Genomic DNA, 17,750 nt, shown 5'->3' on the forward strand with positions numbered 1-17,750 from the left:
AGTTGGACTATCCAATTACTGGGGGTTTTTTTATATCTGGGCTTTGATGGTTTTGTTCGGTTAATTGATTTTAATATACCATGCGTTGTTCTTTTGCTTTGGCGTGGTCTTGAGCTGTCCAGTCAGACAGTGGTGAGGGTTTAGCAAAATAGTAACCTTGTAGGGTATGGCAGCCTAGAGAAATAAGCAGATTAGCTTGCTCCTTCGTTTCTATTCCTTCAGCAATCACTTTCATGTCTAAAGAATCGGCAAGTTTTATAGTGGATTTCACTATATCAATATGACGCTGGTCACCGGGAAGAGGTGCGATAAAGCGACGATCTATTTTTAGAATATCTGCTGGGATATCAACAAGTTGCCCTAAAGAAGCTTGGCCTGTACCAAAATCATCAATAGCAATGCTGTAGCCATATTGTGATAGGCTGCGTAAGCGTTTATGTATGAGTGGGTGGGTCATCACCGGACTGGTCTCGGTTATTTCAAGCTCTAGCATGTTGCTTAACCAAGAATTGTCTGAGATGAGTGTCATTAGAAGGGCGAAAAAGCCATCATTCATTAATTCTTGACCAGCTAGGTTGAAGGCAATTGGGGTTTGAATTCGCTCCTTATGCCATGCTGAAAGTGTGGCAACCAGCTCTCTAACAAGGTTTTCGGCGAGAGCCGGAAGTAAACCAAGCTCTTCAGCAATCTTGATAAAAATGGTTGGGGGGATAAATTTTCCATTATTTTGCCATCGAGCAAGCGCCTCAAATGAGCATATCTGACCATTGGTTTTTACTTGTGGTTGAAGCCAGATCTCTATCTCTTTATTTTTGATGGCGGAGCTGAGTTTCAAGCCTAGTTTATGCTCTTCAATGAGTTTATTTTCTAAGTTGTGATTGTAATAAGATAAGCGCTCAGTACTGTTTGAATACTCTAGCGCCATTTCACAGCGTTCAAGCAGCTCTTCTGCCGTTTTACCATCTGTATGGTAATAGGCAATACCAACCTGATAATCCATGTTTAGCTTACTGCCATCGACGGTAATCTGTGTGGGTAGAACATCATTAATCAACGCGGATAGATTTTTTTTAATTAAATGTGTTTGGCTTAGAGGGACAAAACAGGAGAATTTTATACCCCGTAAGCGACCAATTATGGTGTATTCAGACAGTTTTCTCTGTAAGGATTTAGAGAAGTTAAGGATGATTTTATTGGCGCCATCTTTGCCGTATTGCTTGTTAAGTATTTTAAATTGGCTAATTTTGATGATAAACATAGCGCCTGTTAAATGGCTGTTTTGTTCATTTATACGTTGATTAACTTGTCGGCAAAAGTGTCTATGATTGGGAAATCGGGTTAGCAGATCAAAGTTTGCTAAACGACTGTTGGTTTGTTGTGAGCTTTCTAGTTCTTGTTGGATAGCTTTGAGCTGTGTTGTGTTCTGTAAGTGCAGTACATAATGCCCATGTTGAGTAAGAGAGGCACGACGAACTTCAATATAAATATTGGTTTTATGTTTTAAGGTGCATTCTGCTACGTTTGATTGCCAGAAAAATTTACCTGTATCACTGAGAGGAACTAACCAATCTGAAATAATGGATTCGGGGAACTTATGTTGCTTGGAATCTGTTAGTAGTTCTCGTGCCATTTGATTGGCTTTGAGTAGTTTCCCTTTTTGATCACAAAGTAAAGTCGGTGTGCCTGTGTTTTCAAAGAATTCTTCATACATGGCGTAGTTGTCATTCAGCTTTTGATAAAGCTGTTTTAAACGCGCGGCATTGTTTTCAAGAGACTGAATGATTCTGGAAACAGCCAGAGGCAGAGCGATGTTTAAGGTAACAAAAGTGAGTATCTGAAAATAAAAGGATAATGCAATCTCTGTATTATCAACACTTAGACTGTCAGTGGTCATAATATAAAAAGGGTAAATGTTGACAAGCATTGCCACGAGAGAGGCTTTAAAGCAAAAAAGTAAGCGGATAATGAGTGGTAGAGAGTATAAGGTGATTAAGGCGTATTTTTCTGCATGAAACTCATCACTTTGTGTAAGTAGTAAAAAGCTGGTTGTGATAAGGGTGATCAGAAATACGATTGACGCTGATGTAGTGTATTTTTTACTGAAATACAATAATCCAAATAGTAGACATAGGTACGCGCTGTTTATGGCTAGAAAAGCAAATTCCCTGTAAATCACGAAAGAATGAACTTCAGATACCGTGAAAATACAAACAGTTAGCGCAAGAAGAATTCTTAAAACGCTTTGTCTAAAGGTGGTGTTTTCTTTTCCAGTAGCTGGATTAGAGTCAATCAAAAAGTAGTTTTTTAGGTCGTCGAACATTAATTAACTTCATAATGTTAAAAAATAAAGCCGCAATTATTTGCGGCTTAAGGCTAAACATTACCTAAAATTCTTGAATTTGACCATGCTAGTTTGGTGTTATATGAGAAATTTACGTTTCAATTTGTCTTAAATGGTTATCCCAATGTATTTTTGTGTGCTTTTTGATCACATTGCTGACTTTTTGGACAGGGTTACTTGTTAATTGAATGCCTAAACCACTTGTTAGCAAAAATTCATGTGATTTATCTGTTGCAACAAGACCACAAACATCTCGACAGTTCTCGACACCTAAGAAGGTTTTTGAATCAGCATGCCAATAAGCTACCAAACCACCTCTAGGTGTACTAATGGCAAGTATTTCACCAGATTTATCAAAGCATACACTGCCGCAATATTGCTTAAAGCGAACTCTTATGTCTTCTGGAATCGTTAGATACTCTAACTCTGGTTGATCAATACGAGATAAAGCTACTAAAGGCACTTGGTCCCATATTTCTCCTTGATATTGAAAGCCTAGAGCAACCGTTCCATGTTGATTGACATCTAAATGTCGAATGCTTAACTGGTGTAGCTCGTTACTGTGTTCGGATTGACTTAAAACACGACCGTCTTTTAAGTTCAAATAGGTTACATTTGGCTTCATTGTCTCAAGATTGAGTATTTTTCTGTCTTCTTCTGGGTGCGTCATCAGACCGCCATTAGCAATGACTAACACCTCTTGATTTAAAAACACAGATTCATGAGGTCCAATACCATTGCTGCTAAACGATTGAATCACTTTTCCACTTGGCCATTCACGGATAAATATTTTACCTTGGCCACTTGGGTAATGGTTTTCTTGGGTAATTAAGCGTTTACCATCTTTAGTGAAAAGAGCATGACCATAAAAGTGATGCTCCGCGGTTGGTTTAATTTGCGTTATTTTTTGATGAGTTGATACATCAAAAAAATCCATAAAAAAACCTGGTCTTCGCGCCACTATGCCAACAATAGTTTGGTTGGGATGAACGACAGGAGCATGAGCGCGACTGACGAGTTGTGTTGACCAAAGCATATTGCCTGTTTCATTGAATAACCCAAAAAAATGTTCTTTTTTATTAAGTGAATAGGCTGATGCGTAAAGCTTTTTATCCGTATCAGATTGGGTTAATCCGGCCCAAGTAGGTAAGGCTAATGTTGCCCCACTTAAAGCTAGAAAAGACCGTCTAGACAACATAACTAGTCTCCATCTCTACTGTTGAAGCCAATCTGGAACCCTAATTGAGTAACTAGATTAGAAAGCTGAGTTTGGCTATTGGAAATAGATTTAACTAAGGGTTTAGCGAGCGCTATACGGTCATTTTTAGTGTGATTTTTGTGGAAAAAGTCACTTGGAAGCTGTAAGGCAAGTTTAATGTTTTGGGTAAGCTGTTGCTCAAATTGATCGGCTAACGCTGGATCTTTTTGTTTGGCAATATCATACAAAGAAGGGGAGCCAGCGTGATAGATTTCACGATACGACTGTAAATTTTTTTGTATTGCTCTTAAAGAAAGGTCGCTTCGATAAAACTCGGCAAGTTTGAGATTTTCACGACTATTATAGCCAATCGGTGTTTCAAGTTTGGCGTCCTTGACCGCTGACATATGTTCAATCCATTGCTGTAAAAATTGTTCTAGTGCAACTTTCTCAGAATCAAAGCCTGCACCTTCTTCATCATATACCCAATCCTGAGCTTTACCATCTAGCCATTGTTTCGTTACTGCCGTGGCGCTTTCTAAGTGATGGCTAGTGATTTTCTCAAGTAAATGACATTGTTCATTCGATGTCATTGGTTTGAAATCTGGATGATAGAGTAAACTTTCAATCGCAGTTAAACCGCGTACAGCAATACTGGCGGAAGTCCAAAATTTAGGTTTTTCCATGATGGCCGGATCACTTTTAATTAAAGATCTTAGCTGTCGTTGCGTAACGCCTTTTTTATCAGGCCAGTATTCAAACGCGTAATAACGCATAAAATAGGTGACTGGCCCAAAATTTAACCACTGTATTTGTTGCCAATCTAAAGCGTTATTCTGGAAAGCATTTTGTGCCTTTTTTAGCGCGTCTTTAGTCGGTGTAGAACAAAGAGCATTACTACGTTGCTGTAGTGTTTTTGAGGAATCAGTATAAGACTCATAGCCTTGAGTAATGACATTATCGACAATACCATTCAGAGGCCCCGACCATTGGCCTGCTGATGCCAGTAAAGGAGTGGCGGCCGTGATTGCCAAAACAATAAATTTAGGAAAATGTTTCATTATTAAAGTGACTCCAAAAAATAGATAAGTTTTTTTCGGTTTTCTGTTGTTAACGCTTTATAAAAAGTTTGGCTTACTTTTGCTTCGCCGCCATGCCATAAAATTGCCTCTTCGATGGTTCGTGCTCGGCCATCATGTAAGAATCCTGTTCTACCTGATACTTTTTCTGATAATCCGATTCCCCATAATGGAGCTGTTCTCCATTCTCTTGGGGTAGCCGTAAAACTAGGGAAGCCGCTAGCTAGCTCTGCTCCCATATCGTGAAGCAGTAAATCTGTAAAAGGATAAAACGTGCGATTATTTAATACGGCAAACTTGGAGTTACGGCCTGTTTTCATTTTTGGCGTGTGGCAACTGGCACAACCAGCATTTTCAAAGAGGCGTTTTCCCTTTAAAAAGGTGCTGCTAGTAAGGTTACGCATAGCCGGAGGAGAAGATAATGACACAAAAAGGTCGACTAATCTTGCTTGTTGTTTATCAACTTCAAGGTTGTCAAGGTGTGGGCTATTACCATTTGGGCTCTTAAGACAGTCATCTTGGAACGCTGTGCAATCGCCATAAGGGTTGGGGTTAAGCGGTGTAGATAAGCCTAAATCAGTATTAAACGCTGACTGGTTTTGTGCACTGACGCTTGCGGCTGTTGCTTTATAGCCAAAACGGCCAATGACTTTATGTTTACCTGAGTCAATCCAACTGACACGACCACTAATACCATCGTTATTTTTGTCATCGGGATCAGCATTGGAAGTAATAAGTTCATTAGGAATGTTGTCCAATAATCCCATTCCAACTAAGGCAGGAGATACTAACATGGTAAATCCAGTACTGTTGTCAAAGTCCCCATAATTCAATTTACTCCAGTGGAGATTGGGCTTTCTTAATTCAACTTCGGTACCATCTCTAAGAGTTTCAATATGCGTACTATAGGTAAGGTAATAATCACCTTCTGGCAAAATACCAGGAGAACTATGTCCTTGAAACTGATTGCCGTAGCGTGAGTCGCCGATTTGGGGATAAATTGTTTGAGGTCTATATGCCTGCTTTGGATATGTTTTTCCTAGTTTAACCAGAAAAGAAGGTATCGATACGCCGCTTACATTTTCTTCTGGTGCATGTCCACGACCACTTTTTAAGTGGCAACTGTTGCAAGAGCGAGTATTGAAAAGAGGCCCTAAACCATCACTTGCCGTTGTAGATGATGGCGCAGGTACCCAAAATTTTTGGAATACGTTTTCACCAATACGAAAATCAAGTTTATCTTCAGGACTTATTTTTGGTAGAGGCCTTGAATAGTCACTTGCAAAGGCATTGCTCTGAAAACAAAAAAAGCCGGTGCATAAAGCACCAGCTATAAAGATAGAAAAAGATTTTGAATTTTCTGTCATAAACCGATAAATACCATTAACTGACTAAATGACACATCCTTCCTTGTATCCCATTTATGTTATTTTTAATTGGGTAACAATAGCACTTTAAAGAAAAGCTGCTTATTCAAAAACTGCACTTGGATTGTCAAGGCTGTCTGAACCTTCTAGTGCAATACCTTCAAGGTTTAACTCATGAATAACGTCTTCCGTGGTGCGAGTTTCAGTGACCAATGAATCAACAAAGTTTTGAACTAGCTGATTGCCTTTGGTGTTATTCATTGCAATTAGAACATCAAAAGTTTGACCCTTTTCAGCGGCATTCACCATTGCTTGGGCTGCAGTTTCCGTTGCCTCTAAGTTTTGCTTCATTTCTTCATCTAGTTGTGGGTTTTGTTTTGCCACAAGGTCAGACAATGAAGCGCCTTTAACCCAGCTACCATCTACGCGTTTATATTCGCCAAGGTAGGCATTTTTAATGCCTTTTGCATCATAGTAATGTGACCAATGAGTATTATCAGAGAAGCAATCGTGCTCTTCTTCTGGATCGTGGAGCATCAAACCAAGCTTGGTTCTTTCGCCACCTAGTTCTCCATATGCCAAGCTTCCCATTCCGGTCAGAATAGTTGATAGGCCTTGTTCCGGCGTTTGTTCCAATAGGGCAGTGCGAGCTGCGCCGCCATCTTTCCAATTATTCGCCATTTCTTCTAAATCAGAGATGAGCAAATCAGTAGCAGCGACAAGGTAGTCACGGCGGCGATCACAATTACCATTGGTGCAATTGTTTAGATCGAAATCTGTTGCCGGTCTTTCACCTGCTCCAGGATTTGTTCCGTGTAAATCTTGGCCCCAAAGCAAAAATTCAATGGCGTGATAACCACTTGCTACGTTCGCTTCGACGCCATCTGCTTCTTGAAGACTGTCTGCAATAAGTTCAGGTGTTATATTGGTTGTATCAATAGTCACGCCACCAACACTAATACTTTTAGAGGCAATGACATTGGCAGTATAAAGAGGGTTTAAATCAGATTCAGTCCCGTAGCTATCTGATGCTACGTAATCGATCAAACCTTCATCTAATGGCCAAGCATTAACTTTACCTTCCCATTCATCCACAATTGGATTGCCGAAGCGATACACTTCACTTTGTTGGTAAGGAACACGTGCTGCAATCCAAGCCGTTCGAGCCGCTTTCAAATTAGCTTCCGTTGGCTCAGCAAGAAAATTGTCAATAGAAGTGCGCAGTGTGCGTGCTGTCGTTAAAGAGTCACTGTAAACAGCTTCTGCAATATCAGCATAATGAACGACAACAGAGTTTGCCGATACAGCATTAGACTCTTGTTTTACATTAGCAGGGCCACAAGCTGTGAGCATGGCCGCTGATACGCAAATAGAGAGAGGGGTTAATAATCGTTTCATTTACATGCTCCAAAATTAATTTGTTTAGGCATAGTATTAGAAATGAAAACGATTATCAATGACTTGTTTTGCGCATTTTTTACATTTTCTATGCGGAAGGTTTAATTTCCGCACTGGAACTGAAAAGTACTCCCTGCCGTGTTGTGAAGATCATATTCACACGCTTTATCTCTTAATAAATTTTGACCTTCCCAAGAAACACTCATGCTAACAGGCGCTTTGTTTTTGTAGCTAGGGATGAATCGGTAAGCAGCAACTACATCAATACTGCTATTTGCACCTAGTTGAATAGATTGACCAATAAGCCTTTGGCGAGTTTCAGTGTTGTACAGTGTGTAATCGGTTGTGTATTCCTGATCGCCATTTGCGTGAGAGAAGTTTAACCAAATTTTACGGTAGGTTTGCGGTTTAGAAGTCGGGTTAGTGAAACGTAATTTTGTATAGATAATTTGAGAACGGGATAAGCTTGATTGGGCATTCTGACTTACTTTTACATAGGAAGAGTTTGCTGTTTGCCAAGGCATATTTGTGCCAAAAGAAGCATCAATGATTTGGATTTTTTCTTTTGCAAAGTAGGCTTTTGCAAATTGAACAAGGTCTTTTGCAGGAGCATATAGAGCTAAAGAAATAACACCGATAAGTGCAATTTTATGAATATTACGAGTTTGGCTTAATAGCTTGATCATATTCACATCCTTAAAAAATCTTTACTGTTTATTTATACAGTACTGTATATTTAATCAGTATTTTTGTATAGCGTATTTTTTAAAAAAGTTTGCATTTTTAAAAAAAATTCTCGATTTTGATGCAGATCTAGTTTTTTTAAAAATATAAAAAATAATGTTTGATTTTATTTAGTTGATTGAATTAAAAGGTTTTTTTTATGATTCCCACAGCCTTCTTAACGGTTTCTGTGGACAAGATTCAGAGAATCTTTTTTTGTCTAAATTTGATGCAAAACTCTGCTTATTCGATGGTAATAACTGTGTCAGCCACTATAATGCAGCCACAAATAAACGAAGAGGTTGGTTGTGGATAAAGTGGATGTGATCATAATTGGTGCCGGAGCGTCTGGTTTAATGTGTGCGGCAACGGCAGGCTACCGTGGTAAAAAAGTGGTGGTATTAGATCATGCCAATAAAGCCGGCAAAAAAATCCTCATGTCTGGTGGTGGTCGTTGCAACTTTAGTAACATGGATGCCGCACCCAAGCATTTCTTATCAGACAATCCATATTTTTGTATTTCTGCATTAAAGCGTTATGAACCACAAGACTTCGTCGATTTGGTAGACCGTCATGGTCTAGAGTATGTGGAAAAAGCACCAGGACAATTATTCTGCGAGCACTCAGCCAAAGACCTACTGGATATCTTATTGACTGAGCTTGAATGGTCTGGGGCAGCGTTAAAGTTAAACACAAAAATCCACAATATCGATTTCCAAGATGGACAGACTGTCGTCAAAACGAATCAAGGTGAATTTGCTTGCGAATCTCTTGTTGTGGCAACGGGCGGTTTATCCATACCAACCATGGGCGCTTCTGGTTTTGGCTATGACATAGCGAAACAGGTGGGCCATGATATTTTACCTACACGAGCGAGCCTAGTTCCTATAACGGTTCAGCCGGATAGAAAAGCGCAGTTTGCAGAACTGTCTGGTATTGCTTGTGAGATTGCGGCAACTGCGAGTGGTGTTACCTTCCAAGAGCCAATGCTTTTCACCCACCGTGGCGTGAGCGGTCCATCCATATTACAAATTACCAATTTTTGGCAGCCAGGTGAGACATTAAATATCAATATCGCGCCGACTTTATCATTACATGATTTACTTGATGTACGCCAAAACAGCCCGAAAAAAAGCTATGAAGGCTTTTTATCCAACCTTTTACCTAAACGGCTCGTTGAGTTAATCAAAAGCGAGTTTCCTTGGCTAACAGAGCGAAGCGCACAAACCTCAAATGAACAGATTGAGCGATTGTTTCACTACTTAGCAAACTTTGATATTGCACCAAATGGAACCGAAGGCTATCGCACTGCAGAAGTAACCCTAGGCGGCGTGAACACCAACGAAGTGTCTTCAAAGACCTTTGAGTCACAAAAGCAAAAAGGGCTATATTTTATCGGGGAAGTCCTCGATGTTACTGGCTGGCTAGGAGGTTATAATTTTCAATGGGCGTGGGCGAGTGGGTTTTGTGCTGGTCAGTATGTCTAAAAAAGGCCGACTTTTTATTGTCGGCCCTTTGATGCTTATTTAATTATATCTATTTAGCGGTTTTGATTTGTGGCTTGCTTTGGCTTTTCACAAATAAGATACAACCAGCTAATACGAGTAATGGGAGGACTGGGTCGTAGATGCTTCCTAGGTTACCGAACACTAGATTCAAAATCATAATCAGTGATCCGCCAATCGCCCACGCTATGGTGGTTGGGACCGTCCAGATGACCAATTGCTTTCTCACTTCTGTAACGCCCATCAAACGGTTAACGATGTGGAATAGGCTGTCATTAAAGTAACCAGCAAATAAGCTACCCATAGTGGCTGCTGAGGCTGCAAAGAGCATGTTCACGCCTTGCATTTCTGCTAGTACTGGCGCAGAGATAGAAGCTGCAGTAATCATAGATACTGTGCCACTTCCTTGGATGATTCTAACCAAAGTCGCGATAATAAATGGAATCATGATTGGCGATATAGAGAGTGCCACAATTTGGTTGGCAATTTCTGCGCCTGCGCCAGATTCACGAAGTACGCTACCTAACGCTCCGCCTGCACCTGTTACTAAAAGAATAATGCCGCAAGTAGATATACCTTCTTCTAGTTTGCGAGTTGTTGTTTCTTTATCCAAATAGGGGGTTAGTGTATACACCGCCAATAATGTACTGATTGAAAGTGCAATAATCGGATTACCTAGGAAGTTAAAAGCAACACCAAAAGCACTAGTAGATAAGCCTTCCATGCCAAATTGTTTCTCAGCAAGACTCATCAGTGACTTAATTAAAATTAAGACAATAGGAACCACGATTGGCATGATGGATTTAATAAGCGAAGGAAGTTCTTTAGACTCTTTGGAAGCCATGTAATCATCATGAATTTTTTTAAGGTCGTCATCAACGGCCAGCGTTGGTGAAACGGCAAATTCAGGGAAATGCTTTTCCAACCAGCGTGCATACAAAACAATACCGTATACGCAAGGAATGGCGATTAACAGACCAAAGCCAAGCATAGAAGCCAAGTCGACATCAAAGATACTCGCGACACCTAATGGCCCCGGTGTTGGTGGAATGCAGTGATGAGCAACGACTAACCCACCAGCAAGAGCGACTGTTAACGTTAAGATAGAGCGATTGGTGTTTTTTGCTAAGGATTTAGCAATCGGATACAAAATAATAAGCGCGCTGTCTACGAAAACAGGAATACTGACAATGTAGCCAGTAATGGCCAAGGCCATCTCTTCTTTTTTCTTTCCTAGCCATTTGATGAAGTGATAAGCAATCGATTCACCGGCACCAGAGGTTTCAAGTATTGCTCCCATCATGACGCCTAAACCGATAACAATACCGATACCACCTAAGGTTCCGCCAAATCCCTTGCTGATGGCAGACATGGTCTGATCAACACTCAATCCACCAATTAATCCGGCAATACAGGCTGCGATCAGCATGGCAATTAATACATGAACTCTCGTTCTTAATACTAAAAATATTAAAACGAACACAGCTATTATTAAGCCTATTACAGATATAGGTAACATAGTTTTTTTTCCTTTATTTTTATTAGAGACGGTTTTTTTATTTTGTTGATTCTACATATTCACTGAATATTGAATTGAAGTGGCTGTCCTTTATAAATCCTATCGATAACTCTTTTTCGTTATTAATAGCTTTTGGCCAACTGGAAACAATTTCTTCAATCTTTGAGTCTTTCTCATAAGAAATAAAATCCAGATAAGACTCACCGCATTTACTAGAAAGACATGCAATCATTTCTTTAGGGGAAGTTTGTAAACCTGGTAGATTAATGGTTCTAAACCCATCTAAATGCGCTGTGTCTATCTGACTGGCGTGAATAATATTCTGAATCACAGTATTTGGACTGGAGACCCAAAGAGGAAGATTGAGATCAACAGGGCAGTTGCTTTTTTTGTGTTTTAGCGGCTCGCGTATAATGCCGCTAACAAAAGATGAGGCTGCTTTATTAGGCGTTCCAGGGCGAATACAAATAGTGGGTAAGCGTACAGATACTGCATCAATAAAGCCTTTTCGGGCATAGTCATTGACTAATAATTCACATATGGCTTTTTGAGTGCCATAAGATGAACTGGGTTGCATCGCTGTCATGTAATCGATTTTTTCTGGTAGTTTTCCGCCGAATACGGCAAGAGAACTTGAAAAAACAAAGCGAATATTTGTGTTAGCTTCGCGGCAACGATCCAATAAAAGTTGTGTCGCTTTTAAGTTAACTGTCATTCCAAGTTCAAAATCTTCTTCCGCATGGCTTGATACGATTGCCGCAAGATGAAAAACATGGGTTGTTTCTTTATCAATGATCTTGTTAACTTCTTCTGCAACCGTAATATCAGCAATAATAGATTGGATTTTGTTGCTGGTTATTAACTCGGGATTTAATGAAACTCTATCAACAACCTTAATGCTATTTATATTAGGTAAGTTTTCTAATAAATTTTTTAATAGTTCAGTGCCTAAAAAACCCGCTCCGCCAGTTATGACGATATTCATATGTTTATCCTTATATATGTTATTTGATTTATTGCTTTATAAATAAGGTTTGACCCAAGTTAAGCCACTTTCTGTGGTACTTTTGGGGTTATATTCACAACCAATCCAGCCTTTATATCCAGACTCGTCTAATACATTGAATAGATGTGGATAGTTAATTTCGCCTTCAGATGGTTCATGTCTTTTAGGAACGGAGGCAATTTGAATATGCCCCGTGACATCGGCAAGGTCTTGGATTAGGTGGGTAAGATCACCATCCATAATTTGGGCGTGATAGATGTCGAGTTGTAGTTTGACGTTTGGTCGGTCAACTTGTCTGATTAGCTCGGCTGCTTCTCTTTGATGAGCAATAAAATAGTTAGGAACATCACGGCTATTAAGCGGCTCAATCATCAGTTCGATACCATGCTGAGCAAATACGTCTGCGGCAAAGCGAATGTTATTTATAAATGTGTTGATATGCTCTTCACGAGTGAAGTTTTGGTCAACAATGCCAGACATAGCATGGACTTTTTTGCAGTTAAGCGCTGTTGCGTAAGTTAGAGCGGTTTCTACGCTTTGTTGGAATTCTTTTTCACGGCCTGGAATGGCTGCGAAACCTCGTTCACCTGCGTCCCAGTTGCCTGGCGGCATGTTAAATAAAGCCTGTTCAAAACCATATTGTTGCAGTTTTGAGGCTAAAATATTGGCCTCAAATGCATAAGGGAACAAATACTCAACGGCTTTAAAGCCCGCATTATGTGCACGCTCAAAACGGTCTAAGAAGGGGGCATCAGTAAATAGCATGGTCAGGTTTGCTGCGAATTTAGCCATTATTTTCCTCTCCCTTTTAGGTCTTCCACTTCGTCATTGGTTAAATAGCGAGTCGGTTTTTCTGCCAGTAAAAAATACAATTTCGCGGTTTCTTCTAACTCTTCCGCATTATCGACGGCGTCTAAAAAGTCGCTGCCAGTAATAATGGGTCCATGATTTGCTAGCAAAAATGCGCGATATTTACCGGCTAATTTGCCAAGGTCTTCTGCAATATGTGGTGAGCCGGGACGATAGTAAGGGACGACTGGAAGCTCACCGACTCGCATCACGTAGTAAGGTGTAAATGCCTTGATGGCATTGCTAGGATCTAAATTCTCTAGACAAGAAAGTGCCGTTAAATAAGTAGAGTGCAAATGCACGATCGCGTTACAGCTTGGGTCTTTCTCATAAATAGCCAAATGAAACGCGACTTCTTTTGATGGTCGTTTACCGGACAAGTGATTGCCATCTTTATCAACGACAGACAAGTCTTCTGCAACCAAGCGACCAAAAGACGAACCTGTTGGTGTTGTTAGAAAATGGCCATTAGGCAATTTCAATGACAAATTACCAGCGCCGCCTGTTGCATAGCCACGCTCGAACATAGACCGAGCCAAATCGACCATCTGTTGTCTTAATTCAGCTTCATTCATAAAAAATACTCCTGAGCCGTAGTAAAGAAGTTCTCATTACCAAAATTTCCCGATTTTAGAGCGAGAGACAGATCTTTATTGATGGCTTTTACCCAAGGTACGCCTGGGGCAATTTGAGGGCCAATGTGAAAGCTATCGACTTTTAGACTTTGGGTGACAACACCTGACGTTTCGCCACCTGCAACGATAAAGTTACGAACACCAAAATCTTGTAGCTTGATTGCTAACGCACTAAAAAGATTCTCCACGGCTTGGCTGGATTTTTTTGCGCCATATTGTTGCTGAATCGTTTGGAGTTTTTCCGCGTCCGCTGTGGCATAAACAATAGGAGCAAGTGATTCGTTGGAATGGCTGACAACCCAATCAAATATCTCATTTACATAGTTTTCATTGCCCATACACTGCTCTATATCAAGGGCGAAGAAAGGGGCTTTGGCTTTGTAAAGCTCAACTTGCTGGTTGGTCATGACCGAGCATGAGCCTGAAAAAACGACGGTTGGTGCTTTAGCTGGATAGCCTGCTTGCTTCGCTTTTGTCTGATCTTGCAAATGCTCTGCCCAGTTTTTTGCAATGCCAGTAGCTAATCCTGAACCACCAGTGACCAGCTTAAGTGAGTTAACGGCTTGACCAATTTCATTGAGGTGTTCCGCTTTAAAAGCATCGACAACCGCGTAGCGTTTTCCTTGTACTTTTAGTTCTGAGAATTTTTCAATAATGCTGTCAGCGCCTTGCTCAATAGTTTGGTAATCAATCAATCCCGTTTGACCTGTAGACTGAGCATCCATCAAATTCATAAGATTGGAATCGGTCATTGGAGTGACTGGATGGTTGCGCATACCCGATTCACTGAGTAGCTGACCAAGCACAAAAAGGTGGCCGTTAAAAACAGTGCGACCATTAACCGGAAGGGCAGGGCAAACGATCGTGAAATCTTCGTCGAGCGCATCTAACAGTGCATCGGTCACTGGACCAATATTACCTTCCGCAGTGCTATCAAAGGTTGAACAGTATTTGAAATAGAATTGCTGGCAGCCCTGTGACTGAAGCCATTTAAGAGCCGCGACAGATTGTTCAATCGCTTGTATGGTTGGGCATGAACGGGATTTTAAACTGACGACGACCGCGTCGGCATTTATCTCCATATTTGCCGCAGGGATGCCGTTCACTTGAATGGTGCGCATGCCATTTTCAACAAGAAAACCTGCAATATCGGTCGCACCAGTAAAGTCGTCGGCAATAACACCTAATAACATATTATTTCTCCACGCCTGGTAAATGGATGCCATCAAAGATTTTAATCACCGCGCTGTCATCTTCTTGGCCAAAACCTGCATTACTAGCAGAAAGGAACATATTTAAAGCGGTACTAGACAGAGGAAGAGGGAACTTCAATTCTTTGGCAGTATCAGCCACAAGGTTTAAGTCTTTCACAAAAATGTCCACCATAGATTTCGGTGAATAGTCTCCATCGACGACATGTTTCATGCGGTTTTCAAACATCCAAGAGTTGCCTGCGGCGTTGGTTACGACGTCATACATAAGATCTAGTGGAATGTTTGCGCGAGCAGCAAGCGCCATGGCTTCTGCACCGGCGGCGATATGAACGCCCGCAAGTAATTGATGGATGATTTTAACCGTCGCGCCAAGACCAATTTCTTCCCCTACTCTGTAGACTTTCGCTGCGGTTGCATCTAAAACGGGTTGTAGTTTCGTAAAGGCTTCAGACGATCCAGAAGCCATGATCGTCATGTCACCGGTTGCGGCTTTTGCCGCACCGCCAGATACCGGTGCGTCTAGCATTAATAAATGCTGTTCAGAGAGTTTTTGTTCAATGGCTTTGGCATCTTCAGCAGAAATGGTGGCAGATACCATGATGGCTGTTTGTGGTTTCAATGCGGCAGCTAAGCCGCTCTCGAATAGTACGGCATTAACTTGTTTCGCGTTTACGACAAGTATCAAGACAGCATCGAGTTGCTCAGCAAAGTCTACAGCGCTGTTCGAAACCGCTTTGGCGCCAGCAAGAGTAAGTTCCTCTAATGCTAAAGGGTTTAAGTCAAAACCGTAAACATCCAGACCCGCATTGATACAGGATTTGGCGGCTCCCATACCCATAGAGCCTAATCCAATCACGCCGACAGATTTTGCTTTGATCGTCATAAAATACCTACTGAATTATTGTTAGTTTATGTTCGTATTTGTGATTTTTTCACTAATTAAGTCGATTAAAACGCTTTATTTCACATATTTCAACATTAATTAACATTTTGTGTGATGGTTTTTGTGATTTTCTTTGACTCAACGCGTTTTGATGCAACGAAAATAGAGGCTTCATCTAATTGATTGATGTTTTTCACATAAATTCACACAGCGTATTTTTTTTGGTAAGCTGCCAGATGTGTAATTGATTGAATTAAATGGCGAAAAAATGATTCCAATAGAGCGGCAAAGAAAGATCCTGACATTATTAAAAAATCAAGAAGTAGTGAGTATTTCAGAGCTGGTGGATCTATTTAATGTGTCTCATATGACGATTCGCCGAGACATTGAAAAACTTGAAGCTATTGGCAAAGTCAGTTCAGTGTCGGGAGGGGTTCAGCTTGCCAGAAATATTCATATTGAACTCTCACATGATATGAAAATTACCCAATTTGCCGCTGAGAAAGAGCAAATCGGTAAGCTGGCGTCAAACATTATTGCCCCTAACATGACAATATACCTTGATGCAGGCACCACAACGTTAGAAATTGCTCACCAAATTGCACAGAGAAATGATCTACTCATTATCACTAATGATTTTGCCATATCGGCTTTCTTAATGGCGAACTCTGCGAATGATATTTATCATACCGGTGGTAAAGTAGATCGACAAAACCAGTCAACCGTTGGGTCAAAAGTAGCTGATTTTCTATTAAGCATGAATATTGATATTGCCTTTATTTCTACCTCGTCTTGGAATTTGAAAGGGCTGTCCACGCCGAATGAAGATAAGGTGATTGTTAAGCAAGCTATTGCCAAATCATCGAAAGCCGTTTGTTTGGTTTCAGATACCTCTAAATACGGTAAAATTGCAGCCTTTCATGCATTGGATATGGAACAAGTGGACAGTATTATCACTGATTCAGGGTTACCAGAAAGTGCATTCAATGAATTAAAAGATAAGGGTATTGATATTCTAACAGCCTAATTTTTGCAAATCAGAGCGAAAGCAGGCGGCGGTAAGAGTAGGAAGCGATAAGAAAAGGAAGAAGATGCATCGATCTTCTCCCTTTCTATTTTTCTAAACACTCATTACTTTATCACTTTATAAACTGCGGCAATGTCTTCATCTGCAAAGCCTGCTTTTATGGCTTGTTTAAAGGCTTCGTTAGCAATCGCGGCCGTTGGAAGAGGCTGTTCAAGTTGATCGCCTAGGGCAATGGCTAAACGCATGTCTTTTTGCATGTGTTTAAGTGGAAAGCTGGTGCTGTAGTTTTCATTCAACAGCATGGCGCCTTTGCCTTTAAACATTGGGTTTGCCATCGCACCGGCATCCAGAATATCTAAAATTTGTTGGCCGTCCAAACCGGCTTTTTCTCCAAGAGACATGCCTTCACTAAAAATGCTTAGCATGCCGCCCATCATCATATTCACCACAAGTTTCATGTTGGCACCCTGACCAACCTCACCAAGATAGGGTGACATTTTGCCCATGACGTCGAATGCCGCTTTTGCGTCGTTATAAAGGGATGGGTCCCCAGCGGCGAGAATAATCAATGTGCCATCTTCGGCTGGCTTTTTGGTGCCTGAAACGGGCGCTTCTAAAAACCGTCCGCCTGCTTTAATGATCTGCTCAGAAATGCTTTTTGAGGTTTTGTCGTCGACTGTGGACATGTCCACATAACCTCGACCTGAACCTATGCCTGCCGCAACACCATTAGGGCCTTGGCAAAGGGCGAGGGCGGCTTCAGGGTCAGATACCATGGCAAAGGTAATATCACAGCTTGCGGCAACGGCTTTGGGTGTGTCACCTTGGTGTGCGCCTAATGCTACCAGCTCAGCACATTTTGCAGCGTTGCGGTTCCATACGGTGACATCAAATCCCGCTTTTATTAAATTGGCTGCCATGGCGCAGCCCATGATACCTAAACCCAAAAAACCAATACTTTTCATAAGGATCTCTCTTATTCGATGTTGTTTTTACGCTGTCACCA

The 17,750-nt window shown here is 40.9% G+C and carries 15 protein-coding genes; 2 read left to right on the top strand and 13 right to left on the bottom strand.

Annotated elements, in window-relative coordinates; all coding sequences use genetic code 11:
* Positions 1 to 70: 70 nt before the first annotated feature.
* The 6 genes from C0J08_RS09600 to C0J08_RS09625 form a co-directional block, all read right to left on the bottom strand.
* Entirely contained in the window at positions 71 to 2,320 is a 2,250-nt protein-coding gene (locus C0J08_RS09600) for a GGDEF domain-containing phosphodiesterase (protein WP_212655909.1), read from the bottom strand.
* Positions 2,321 to 2,432: 112 nt separating this feature from the next.
* Positions 2,433 to 3,539, bottom strand: a complete 1,107-nt coding sequence (locus tag C0J08_RS09605) for a DUF1513 domain-containing protein (protein WP_212655910.1) — start codon at positions 3,537 to 3,539, stop codon at positions 2,433 to 2,435.
* A gap of 2 nt (positions 3,540 to 3,541) precedes the next feature.
* Positions 3,542 to 4,600 carry an imelysin family protein gene (locus C0J08_RS09610; RefSeq protein ID WP_212655911.1) on the bottom strand — a complete coding sequence of 353 codons (1,059 nt, stop codon included), beginning with the start codon at positions 4,598 to 4,600 and terminating at the stop codon, positions 3,542 to 3,544.
* 2 nt (positions 4,601 to 4,602) lie between these two features.
* Positions 4,603 to 5,985 (bottom strand): di-heme oxidoreductase family protein, encoded by a 1,383-nt coding sequence (locus C0J08_RS09615; protein WP_212655912.1) that lies wholly within the window; start codon positions 5,983 to 5,985, stop codon positions 4,603 to 4,605.
* Positions 5,986 to 6,087: 102 nt separating this feature from the next.
* Positions 6,088 to 7,383, bottom strand: coding sequence for an imelysin family protein (locus C0J08_RS09620; protein WP_212655913.1), 1,296 nt, complete (start codon positions 7,381 to 7,383; stop codon positions 6,088 to 6,090).
* 101 nt (positions 7,384 to 7,484) lie between these two features.
* Positions 7,485 to 8,069, bottom strand: coding sequence for a hypothetical protein (locus tag C0J08_RS09625; RefSeq protein WP_212655914.1), 585 nt, complete (start codon positions 8,067 to 8,069; stop codon positions 7,485 to 7,487).
* Positions 8,070 to 8,462: 393 nt separating this feature from the next.
* On the opposite strand from C0J08_RS09625, the gene C0J08_RS09630 reads away from it, so the two are divergent.
* Positions 8,463 to 9,593, top strand: a complete 1,131-nt coding sequence (locus tag C0J08_RS09630) for a BaiN/RdsA family NAD(P)/FAD-dependent oxidoreductase (protein ID WP_249344654.1) — start codon at positions 8,463 to 8,465, stop codon at positions 9,591 to 9,593.
* 49 nt (positions 9,594 to 9,642) lie between these two features.
* Here C0J08_RS09630 and C0J08_RS09635 read toward each other — a convergent pair whose 3' ends face one another.
* From C0J08_RS09635 to ltnD, 6 genes are read right to left on the bottom strand one after another with little or no spacing between them, the layout of a single operon-like run.
* A complete protein-coding gene (locus C0J08_RS09635; protein ID WP_212655916.1) occupies positions 9,643 to 11,130 on the bottom strand; it encodes a GntP family permease in 1,488 nt (495 codons plus the stop codon).
* 37 nt (positions 11,131 to 11,167) lie between these two features.
* Positions 11,168 to 12,115 carry a D-erythronate dehydrogenase gene (gene denD / locus C0J08_RS09640; RefSeq protein WP_212655917.1) on the bottom strand — a complete coding sequence of 316 codons (948 nt, stop codon included), beginning with the start codon at positions 12,113 to 12,115 and terminating at the stop codon, positions 11,168 to 11,170.
* 36 nt (positions 12,116 to 12,151) lie between these two features.
* Entirely contained in the window at positions 12,152 to 12,928 is a 777-nt protein-coding gene (gene otnI, locus C0J08_RS09645; protein ID WP_212655918.1) for a 2-oxo-tetronate isomerase, read from the bottom strand.
* Positions 12,928 to 13,560 (bottom strand): 3-oxo-tetronate 4-phosphate decarboxylase, encoded by a 633-nt coding sequence (gene otnC, locus C0J08_RS09650; protein WP_212655919.1) that lies wholly within the window; start codon positions 13,558 to 13,560, stop codon positions 12,928 to 12,930. Before otnC ends, otnI begins: the two co-directional genes overlap by 1 nt.
* Positions 13,557 to 14,813 (bottom strand): 3-oxo-tetronate kinase, encoded by a 1,257-nt coding sequence (otnK, locus tag C0J08_RS09655; RefSeq protein ID WP_212655920.1) that lies wholly within the window; start codon positions 14,811 to 14,813, stop codon positions 13,557 to 13,559. Before otnK ends, otnC begins: the two co-directional genes overlap by 4 nt.
* 1 nt (position 14,814) lies before the next feature.
* Entirely contained in the window at positions 14,815 to 15,717 is a 903-nt protein-coding gene (ltnD, locus tag C0J08_RS09660; RefSeq protein ID WP_212655921.1) for an L-threonate dehydrogenase, read from the bottom strand.
* 268 nt (positions 15,718 to 15,985) lie between these two features.
* On the opposite strand from ltnD, the gene C0J08_RS09665 reads away from it, so the two are divergent.
* Complete coding sequence (locus C0J08_RS09665) at positions 15,986 to 16,744, top strand: DeoR/GlpR family DNA-binding transcription regulator (RefSeq protein WP_212655922.1); 759 nt, start codon at positions 15,986 to 15,988, stop codon at positions 16,742 to 16,744.
* 104 nt (positions 16,745 to 16,848) lie between these two features.
* On the opposite strand, the gene C0J08_RS09670 is transcribed toward C0J08_RS09665, so the two are convergent.
* Positions 16,849 to 17,709 (bottom strand): NAD(P)-dependent oxidoreductase, encoded by an 861-nt coding sequence (locus tag C0J08_RS09670; protein WP_212655923.1) that lies wholly within the window; start codon positions 17,707 to 17,709, stop codon positions 16,849 to 16,851.
* Positions 17,710 to 17,750 lie beyond the last annotated feature (41 nt).

It is taken from the genome of Marinomonas sp. CT5 (assembly GCF_018336975.1).
GTDB lineage: Bacteria > Pseudomonadota > Gammaproteobacteria > Pseudomonadales > Marinomonadaceae > Marinomonas.

Excerpts from the sequence above, each read along its gene's own strand:
- ltnD (WP_212655921.1), bottom strand. The coding sequence starts at position 15,717 with ATGACGATCAAAGCAAAATCTGTCGGCGTGATTGGATTAGGCTCTATG.
- otnC (WP_212655919.1), bottom strand. The coding sequence starts at position 13,560 with ATGAATGAAGCTGAATTAAGACAACAGATGGTCGATTTGGCTCGGTCT.
- otnI (WP_212655918.1), bottom strand. The coding sequence starts at position 12,928 with ATGGCTAAATTCGCAGCAAACCTGACCATGCTATTTACTGATGCCCCC.
- denD (WP_212655917.1), bottom strand. The coding sequence starts at position 12,115 with ATGAATATCGTCATAACTGGCGGAGCGGGTTTTTTAGGCACTGAACTA.
- C0J08_RS09600 (WP_212655909.1), bottom strand. The coding sequence starts at position 2,320 with ATGTTCGACGACCTAAAAAACTACTTTTTGATTGACTCTAATCCAGCT.
- C0J08_RS09605 (WP_212655910.1), bottom strand. The coding sequence starts at position 3,539 with ATGTTGTCTAGACGGTCTTTTCTAGCTTTAAGTGGGGCAACATTAGCC.
- C0J08_RS09670 (WP_212655923.1), bottom strand. The coding sequence starts at position 17,709 with ATGAAAAGTATTGGTTTTTTGGGTTTAGGTATCATGGGCTGCGCCATG.
- C0J08_RS09665 (WP_212655922.1), top strand. The coding sequence starts at position 15,986 with ATGATTCCAATAGAGCGGCAAAGAAAGATCCTGACATTATTAAAAAAT.
- C0J08_RS09630 (WP_249344654.1), top strand. The coding sequence starts at position 8,463 with ATGTGTGCGGCAACGGCAGGCTACCGTGGTAAAAAAGTGGTGGTATTA.
- C0J08_RS09625 (WP_212655914.1), bottom strand. The coding sequence starts at position 8,069 with ATGATCAAGCTATTAAGCCAAACTCGTAATATTCATAAAATTGCACTT.
- C0J08_RS09615 (WP_212655912.1), bottom strand. The coding sequence starts at position 5,985 with ATGACAGAAAATTCAAAATCTTTTTCTATCTTTATAGCTGGTGCTTTA.
- C0J08_RS09610 (WP_212655911.1), bottom strand. The coding sequence starts at position 4,600 with ATGAAACATTTTCCTAAATTTATTGTTTTGGCAATCACGGCCGCCACT.
- otnK (WP_212655920.1), bottom strand. The coding sequence starts at position 14,813 with ATGTTATTAGGTGTTATTGCCGACGACTTTACTGGTGCGACCGATATT.
- C0J08_RS09635 (WP_212655916.1), bottom strand. The coding sequence starts at position 11,130 with ATGTTACCTATATCTGTAATAGGCTTAATAATAGCTGTGTTCGTTTTA.
- C0J08_RS09620 (WP_212655913.1), bottom strand. The coding sequence starts at position 7,383 with ATGAAACGATTATTAACCCCTCTCTCTATTTGCGTATCAGCGGCCATG.